This window comes from Gordonia sp. GN26, from assembly GCF_054823965.1.
On the sequence record NZ_JSYC01000047.1, the window covers coordinates 38052 to 45082 of the forward strand.

The following is a 7031-nucleotide window of genomic DNA, read 5'->3' on the forward strand; positions in this document are numbered from 1 at the left end:
GAGGCTCGTCGCTAACGCTCCTCGCACCTCAGGGAGCAAGAAAGGCCGCCGAACGCTCCTCGCACCTCAGGGAGCGGGGAACGCTCCTCGAACCTCAGGGAGCGGGGGAAGCCGCCGAACACTCCACACACCACAGGGAGCATGCCGTCGAGCGACCAAAGGAGTTGCGGCAGTTTGATCCGGAGAGCGGATCAAACTGCCGCAACTGTGAGATCACGGAACGATGTTCACCATGCGGCCCGGGACCACGATCACCTTGCGCGGTTCGGCACCGTCGAGGAGCGCGGCGATCTTCTCGTCGGCGAGGGCGGTGGTGCGCAGGGTGTCCTCGTCGGCGTCGGCGGCGACGGTGATGCGGCTGCGGACCTTGCCCTTGACCTGAACCGGGATCTCGATGGTGTCCTCGACCAGCCAGGCCTCGTCGGCCACCGGGAACGGCGCACGGACGACGAGGGTGTCGTGGCCCAGGCGGTGCCACAGTTCCTCGGCGATGTGCGGCGCCAGCGGCGCGAGCATGATCACCAGGGCCTCGACGGCTTCCCGTGGGGCGCCGGTCTTCTCGAAGTTCTTGGTGAGGTGGTTGGTGAGCACAGTCAGCTTGGCGACGGCGGTGTTGTTGCGCAGGGCCTCGTAGTCCTCGCGGACACCGGCGATCGTCTTGTGCAGCAGGCGCTTCGTGTCGTCGTCGGACTCGGCGTCGGCGACACGCGATGCACCGGACTCCTCGTCGACGACGAGACGCCAGATGCGCTGAAGGAAGCGCTGCGAGCCGACGACGTCCTTGGTCGCCCAGGGGCGGGACTGGTCGAGCGGGCCCATGAACATCTCGTAGACGCGCAGGGTGTCGGCACCGTAGTCGCGGCAGATGTCGTCGGGGGTCACCGAGTTCTTCAGCGACTTGCCCATCTTGCCGTATTCCTGGTTGACCTCTTCACCGTTGTAGAAGAACTTGCCGTTCTCCTCGGTGACCTCCTCGGCCGGCACGTAGATGCCGCGCGAGTCGGTGTAGGCGTACGCCTGGATCATGCCCTGGTTGAACAGCTTTCGGTACGGCTCACTGCTGGTGACGTAGCCGAGGTCGAACAGGACCTTGTGCCAGAACCGCGAGTACAGCAGGTGCAGCACTGCGTGCTCGACACCGCCGATGTACAGATCGAGGCCACCCGGGTCTTTCGGGCCGTGCAGTTCCGGACGCGGACCCATCCAGTAGGCCTCGTTGTCCTTGTCGCACAGGGTGTCCTGATTGGTGGGGTCGATGTAGCGCAGCTGGTACCACGAGCTACCCGCCCACTGCGGCATCACGTTCGCGTCGCGGGTGTAGGTCTTCGGACCGTCACCGAGGTCGAGTTCGACGGTCATCCAGTCCGAGGCCTTGGCCAACGGCGGCGACGGCTCGCTGTCGGCGTCGTCGGGGTCGAACGAGACCGGCGCGTAGTCCTCGACCTCCGGGAGTTCCACCGGCAGCATCGATTCCGGCAGCGCGTGCGGCTGGCCGTCGGCGTCGTAGACGATGGGGAACGGCTCGCCCCAGTACCGCTGACGCGCGAACAGCCAGTCGCGCAGCTTGTACTGGATCTTGCCGGTGCCGACGCCGTCGGCCTCGAGGCGTTCGACGATCGCCGCTTTGGCGTCCTCGACGTTCTTGCCGTTCAGGAAGTCGGAGTTGACCAGCGGGCCGTCGCCGACGTAGGCCTCGGCCTGCACGTCGGTGTCGGAACCGATGACCTCGATGATCGGCAGGCCGAACACGGTGGCGAACTCGTGGTCGCGGGCGTCGTGCGCCGGGACCGCCATGATGGCGCCGGTGCCGTAACCCATGAGGACGTAGTCGGCGATGAAGACCGGAACCTGTTGTCCGTTCACCGGATTGACCGCGAAGGAGCCGGTGAAGACGCCGGTCTTCTCCTTGTTCTCCTGGCGTTCGAGATCCGACTTCGCCGCGATCGACGCGCGGTAGCCGGCGATGGCAGCTGCGGGATCGCTTGCGCCACCTGTCCACCGGTCGTCGGTGCCTTCCGGCCAGGCATCGGCGATGAGCGAGTCGACGAGCGGGTGCTCGGGGGCCAGCACCATGTAGGTGGCGCCGAACAGGGTGTCGGGGCGGGTGGTGAAGACCTCGATGTCGCCGACGCCGGGCGCGCTGAACCGGACCTGGGCACCGCGCGAGCGGCCGATCCAGTTGCGCTGCATGGTCTTGACCTTCTCCGGCCAGTCCAGCAGGTCCAGGTCGTCGAGCAGGCGGTCGGAGTATGCGGTGATCCGCATCATCCACTGCCGCAGGTGCTTCCGGAAGACCGGGAAGTTGCCGCGGTCGCTGCGACCGTCGGCGGTGACCTCCTCGTTGGCCAGCACGGTGCCCAGACCGGGGCACCAGTTGACCAGCGAGTCACTCAGGTAGACGAGGCGGTGGTCGTCGATCACCGAGGTGCGCTCGGCCGCAGTCAGATCCGACCAGGACTTCCCGGCGTGCTCACCGGTCAGTTCGCGGGTGCCGGCGGCGAACTCGTCGACCAGCTCGGAGATGCGTCGGGCCTTACCCTGATCGGCGTCAAACCAGGCGTTGTAGATCTGCAGGAAGATCCACTGCGTCCAGCGGTAGAAGTCGACGTCGGTGGTGGCGACGCGACGACGCTCGTCGTGGCCGAGTCCGAGGCGCCGGATCTGGCCGAGGTAGCGCTCGATGTTCTGCTCGGTCGTCGTTCGCGGGTGGGTACCGGTCTGGACCGCGTACTGTTCGGCCGGCAGACCGAAGGAGTCGAAGCCCATCGTGTGCAGGACGTTCTTGCCGGTCATCCGCTGGTAGCGCGCGAAGACGTCGCTGGCGATGAAGCCCAGCGGGTGGCCGACGTGCAGACCCGCGCCCGAGGGGTAGGGGAACATGTCCTGGACGAACAGCTTGTCGGGTGCGTCGGCGCTGCCGCCGCCGAACGCGCTCAGGTCACCGGCCAGCGGTCCGACGGGGTTGGGCGCCTCGTAGGCACGCTCGTCGGACCAGGTCTGCTGCCAGCGCTGCTCGAGCTCGCCCGCAACCTCCGCGGTGTAGCGATGAGCGGTGGCGCCGGCGGAGCCGTTGGTGCTGGTGGTGTCGACTGAAGTCACCCGACCAGGGTAAATCCTGGGCCCGACCAGCCTGAAATCCGGTCAGCCCGTCACCCGCGACCGGAGAACACCTCTATGAGGTGCAGCTCACCGACGATGCTCGATTCGGTTGCACGGTGGACGCGGTCGTATGCTGTGGGTCGTGAATGCCCTGTCCGTCGCCGTTGCCGTGCTGCTCTTCGCGCTGGCCGGGCTCTGGGCCACGGTCGGGGTCCGCGGGCTCCGCGGCTCACTTCCTCGCAATCGCCGCTTCGGTGTCCGCACCGACGAGACCATGCGCTCCGACGAGGCCTTCCGCGTCGCCAACCGCGTCGCCGCACCGGGCACCATCGGGGCGAGTGTGATCCTCGTCCTCGGCGCCGTGGCCACCCTTGCCGTCGACGGCGGCTGGTCCATCCTCTTCGGCGTCGTCGCCCTGGTGGCCGCACTCGTCGTCATCGGCCTGGTGAGCGCCATCGGAGTTCGCGCCGCTGCCACCGTGCCGGCCGAGGACGCGGGTTGCTCGTGCTGCTCGGGTCACGACGAGGGTCACAGCCACGCCGAGCCCGCCGGGGAGCAGGGCACCTCCGAGCCCGCCGCCGACTGCGGCACCAGCAGCTGCGGTGCGTGCTCGCTGCGCGGCGTCTGCTCGAGCGACACCGCCCAGGCCTGACCTGGCCTGCGGCCGGCAGCTCTGACGTATGCGCACGCTCAAGAAACTTCTCGACCGCTCACCGATCGACGGATTCATCCTCGCGATCGTGGCCGCGGTCGTCGTCGCCGCCTTCCTCCCCGTCCGCGGTGCTGCCGGGGACGTGTTCGAGTGGGTCGTCATCATCGCGATCGGCGCCCTCTTCTTCCTCTACGGCACGCGACTCCACCCGCGTGAAGCACTCGAAGGCTTGAAGCACTGGCGCCTCCACGTGACGATCCTGGCGTTCACGTTCGTGGCGTTCCCGATCATCGGTCTGGCCCTGAAGCCGGTCGTCGAGCCGCTGATCGGTTCCGATCTCTACGCCGGACTCCTGTTCCTGTGCCTCGTGCCGTCGACGGTGCAGTCGTCGATCGCGTTCACCTCGATGGCGAAGGGCAACATCGCGGGCGCGATCGTCAGCGCCTCCGCGTCGAACATCCTGGGCGTGTTCCTCACCCCGCTGCTGGTGGTCGCGCTGATGCACAACACCGGCGATGCGAGCATCGACGCGACGTCGATCCTGAAGATCGTGGCGCAGATCCTGGTGCCGTTCGTGATCGGTCAGCTCGCTCGACCCTGGGTCGGCCCGTTCTTCGCCCGGCACGCCAAGATCACCAAGCTCGCCGACCGCAGCACCATCGTCCTCGTCGTCTATGTCGCCTTCAGCGAGGGCGTCGTCAACGGCATCTGGTCGTCGGTCGACGCCGCCCAGGTGATCGCCGTCGCGGTGATCTCGCTGCTGCTCGTGCTGGTCATGCTCGTGGTGACCGGCTGGGCGCCGAAGAAACTCGGCTTCGACCGCGCGGACACCATCGCCATCCAGTTCTGCGGCACCAAGAAGAGCCTCGCCACCGGACTCCCGATGGCCACCGTCCTCTTCGCCGGTTCGACCGTCGGCCTCATCGTCCTACCGCTGATGATCTTCCATCAGATCCAGCTCATCATCTGCTCGTGGCTGGCCACGCGATACGGACGTGAGGCGGAAGCGGTCGAGGCCACCAGCTGACCGGGGTTTCGACAGGCTCAACCGGCGGTCGGGATCGGCGTCGACAGCGGCAGGTTCACGAAGCTCGGGCGGTTCGGGTCGAGCTGGATGTGTTGCGGCTTCAGACCGGACTCGTTGAGCAACGGCCGCAACGGGAGGCCGCGCGGGAAGTTCATCGCGAACACGTCGACCCGCAGGCGGTGGCCCGGCTTCACGATCGCCTCGGTGGGCAGCAGACCGATGTCGATGCTGACCGGCCGCCCCGGCGCCACCCGCTGCCGCGTCGACAGGGTGAGGTTGTAGAACGGGTCGATCACGTCGCCGTTCGGTGCGAACTGCGATGCCGCGCGGTCGTACCCGCGCAGGGACGACACCACCTGCCCGGAGGTGATGACCTTCGACGTGCCGTCCGGGGCGACGTCGTTGAGGGTGGCCGTCCAATACCCGTCCGTGGCGTCGAGCACGGTGTTGAGCCGGACATTCGAGTAACCGGACACGCTGCGCGTCGTCGTCAGCGGGGGAGTGGTGAACGACAGTGCGGCCCGTTCGGAGATCCGGGCGTCGTCGGAGCAGCCCGGGAAGATGGCCAGCGCGCCGGCCATCTGCTGCGCTGCATCGCGGGAACACATGGGCGCGAGGCCGGGGGCGATGGTCATACGGGCGCGCGACTGCGGCGCCTTGGGAGTCAGGCTGCCATCGCGGACCGCGTACGGGGCAGTGCCGCTACGACGGTCGCTCAGGTAGAGACGCTGGCGTTCCATCCCGGCGCGCGGGAACTGTTGCGCGGTGATCCAGGAGTCGCCGACCTGCTTGAGATTCACCGGACCGTAGGAGTCGATCCCGTTGTCGATCCCCTTGAGCCACTTGTCGAACCACGCCTTCTGCAGGACGTCGAGCCGCGGCGGTGTGCCGGCCCGTCCCTGCTGGCCGCCACCGATGGTGAGGTGGTAGCCATCGCCCATGATGAGCTGCTTCTTGCCCGGGGGGAGCGGGATCTTGTTGTACATGCGAACTTCGGAGTTGGTGAACAGGTCGAACCAACCGCCGTAGATGAACGTCGGCGTGGTGATCTTCTCGGCGCGGTCGAGCCAGGCCGTGCGCGGCCCGGAATCGGTCTCCAGCAACTCCTCGAGCTCCGGCGGCACCGACGCGATGTCGGGGGTGAACAGGCCGGCGAGAAGCTGCGGATAGAAGGTGAGCGGATCGGCGATCCGGTCGGCCAGCCACTTCCAGTCGAACGTGCCGTTCAGCATCGACGCCACGTTCGGGACCATCTTGGTGGTGTTGACCAGCGTCAGCCAGAGCGGAAGGAAGCCGACGCCGAGTGCGCCACCGGGCGCGACGATGTCGCGGATGAGATCGCCACCGGGTTCGACCGGGAAGATCGCCTCGAGCGCCTTCGGGTTCTTGTTGGCGGCCTGGATCTGGTTGATCGCCGAGTAGGAGACACCCGACATGCCGACCTTGCCGTTGGACCACCGCTGCTTCGACGCCCAGTCGATGACCTCGACGGTGTCACGCTGCTCGCGGTCCTGGAAGACATCCCACTTGCCCTGGGAGAAGCCGGTGCCGCGCACGTCGACGACGACCTGCGTGTAACCGCTCCGGACGAGGTCGAAGTCGACGAGGAAGGTCTTGGCGCCGCCGTCACGGATGGTGTGGGCGATGTCGTTGATGCCGTCGATCGGGGTGCCCGACAGATTGATCGACCGGGCGAGTTGCAAAAGGAACGGTTCGAGCACCGGATGCTGGGTGACCGCCGAACCGATCGAGCTGACCAGCTTGGTGTACGGGGTCATGTTGACGATGACCGGCGTCTTGGTCGACGTCGGACGTTCGCGGGCGTCTGCAGGCCGGTAGACGTTCGCCCGCAGCACGGTGCCGTCGCTCATCCGGATCGGCACGTCCCAGCTGACATTCACGCCGGCATAGGGTTGCGGTCCGTCGTGGCTCGCGGCCCAACGCGCTGCCGCCGCCCCGCCCGTCGGTCCGCTCGGTGCGGCGCCCGCGACGACGGTCGGCGCGACCAACACTGCGACGAGTGCGATCACCCCCGCCAGCAGACGAACACTCTTCGACGACCCGCCCATACACACCCCCGCGTGTGATTCGCCGAGCCGACGGCTGAGCGTCGTCGCGGCGATACCTGATCAAGCGATCACAACTTAGCATCGAGGGTGAGGTAGGTCACCGCTGGTTGTGCTCGATTGCCACGGGCGGGGTTGGGAGATCTTGTCGCGGGGGCTTCGTGGCTCGTCGCTGGCGCTCCTCGCA

Annotated in this window: 4 protein-coding genes; 2 read left to right on the forward strand and 2 right to left on the reverse strand. The window is 67.3% G+C overall.

Features of this window, described 5'->3' with window-relative positions:
- Positions 1–213 precede the first annotated feature (213 nt).
- Entirely contained in the window at positions 214–3099 is a 2886-nt protein-coding gene (gene leuS, locus OK17_RS12085; RefSeq protein ID WP_232718379.1) for a leucine--tRNA ligase, read from the reverse strand.
- 130 nt (positions 3100–3229) lie between these two features.
- Here leuS and OK17_RS12090 point away from each other — a divergent pair, with 130 nt between their 5' ends.
- Together OK17_RS12090 and OK17_RS12095 are read left to right on the forward strand one after the other, a co-directional pair.
- Positions 3230–3751 carry an SdpI family protein gene (locus tag OK17_RS12090; protein ID WP_232718380.1) on the forward strand — a complete coding sequence of 174 codons (522 nt, stop codon included), beginning with the start codon at positions 3230–3232 and terminating at the stop codon, positions 3749–3751.
- 28 nt (positions 3752–3779) lie between these two features.
- Positions 3780–4778 (forward strand): bile acid:sodium symporter family protein, encoded by a 999-nt coding sequence (locus OK17_RS12095; protein ID WP_461417584.1) that lies wholly within the window; start codon positions 3780–3782, stop codon positions 4776–4778.
- A gap of 17 nt (positions 4779–4795) precedes the next feature.
- On the opposite strand, the gene OK17_RS12100 is transcribed toward OK17_RS12095, so the two are convergent.
- The gene (locus OK17_RS12100; protein WP_461417585.1) at positions 4796–6847 is read right to left on the reverse strand and encodes a CocE/NonD family hydrolase; all 2052 of its coding nucleotides are present in this window, start codon (positions 6845–6847) and stop codon (positions 4796–4798) included.
- Between the last annotated feature and the right edge of the window lie 184 nt (positions 6848–7031).

Excerpts from the sequence above, each read along its gene's own strand:
- OK17_RS12090 (WP_232718380.1), top strand. The coding sequence starts at position 3,230 with ATGCTGTGGGTCGTGAATGCCCTGTCCGTCGCCGTTGCCGTGCTGCTC.
- OK17_RS12095 (WP_461417584.1), top strand. The coding sequence starts at position 3,780 with ATGCGCACGCTCAAGAAACTTCTCGACCGCTCACCGATCGACGGATTC.
- OK17_RS12100 (WP_461417585.1), bottom strand. The coding sequence starts at position 6,847 with ATGGGCGGGTCGTCGAAGAGTGTTCGTCTGCTGGCGGGGGTGATCGCA.